Origin of the sequence: Caldovatus aquaticus, assembly GCF_019458025.1 — a bacterium.
GTDB classification, from domain to species: domain Bacteria; phylum Pseudomonadota; class Alphaproteobacteria; order Acetobacterales; family Acetobacteraceae; genus Caldovatus; species Caldovatus aquaticus.
In genome coordinates this window covers 1-850 of sequence record NZ_JAHZUY010000135.1, presented here as the reverse complement: position 1 = coordinate 850, position 850 = coordinate 1, and the positions used below count along the sequence as shown (strand labels likewise).

1 protein-coding gene is annotated in these 850 nt (G+C 70.2%); it reads right to left on the bottom strand.

What is annotated here, in order from left to right:
- Window positions 1-10: 10 nt before the first annotated feature.
- Window positions 11-780, bottom strand: a protein-coding gene (locus K1J50_RS18810; protein ID WP_220119277.1) for an IS5 family transposase whose coding sequence is annotated in 2 segments (ribosomal slippage) — window positions 11-444 and window positions 444-780 — 771 coding nt in all. Because the reading frame shifts where the segments join, the coding sequence is not laid out codon by codon here.
- Window positions 781-850: the final 70 nt, after the last annotated feature.

Sequence of the window (850 nt, the reverse complement as noted above, 5' to 3'; positions counted from 1 at the left end):
CTAGGGCCTGTTAGAGCTTGAGCCAATCGGCTGTAGCGGCGAGGCAGAGGACGCCGAGAAAGGAACGGGCGGTCTTTTCATAGCGGGTGGCAACCGCACGCCACTCTTTCGGGCGTGCCCACAGGTTCTCGACGAGACGGCGGTTGACGTAGATCCACTTCGGGCAGGCGACCGGTGCATCGGTCCGCTTCGGCGGAATCGCCGGCCGAGCGCCCATATCCCAGATGCGCTTCCGGAGGGCGTCGGAGGCGAGGCCGCGGTCGCCCACTACCCAGCCCGGCACATCCGGCAGGCCGCCGAGCAGACCCGGCGCCAGCGGCAGCTCGTGCGCCTGCCCCGGCGCGAGCGCGAAGGCGATCGCCCGGCCACGGCCGTCGGCGATCACGCAGGCCTTGGTGCCGTAGCCGCCGCGAGAGCGGCCAAGCGCCTCACGCTCATCGCGCCCCTGGCCGTCGGCCCCCTTTTTTCCGCGCCCGCCGCCTTGTGGTGGGCCCGGATGGTGGTGCCGTCGAGGAAGGTCATGCCGAGCGCGACACCGCGCCGCTGGACCAAGTCCAGCAGGCGCTCCCAGACGCCCTGCTGCGCCCAGCGGAGGAACAGCTGCGCCGCTCGCCACCAGGGGCCGAGTTCGGCCGGGATGCTGCGCCACTTGGCGCCGTTCCGGTGCCGCCAGAAGATCGCCGAGATGGTCCGGCGCAACTCCTTCGGCGGGGTCTTCCCCTGCGGCCGTGTCGCCTCGATCAGCGGCTCCCATTCCGCCCAGGCCGCATCCGTGAACACCTGAACGCCGCCGCTCTTCTCCGCCATCCCCACAACATGGGCATAGCATTCAAGCTCTAACAGACCCTAG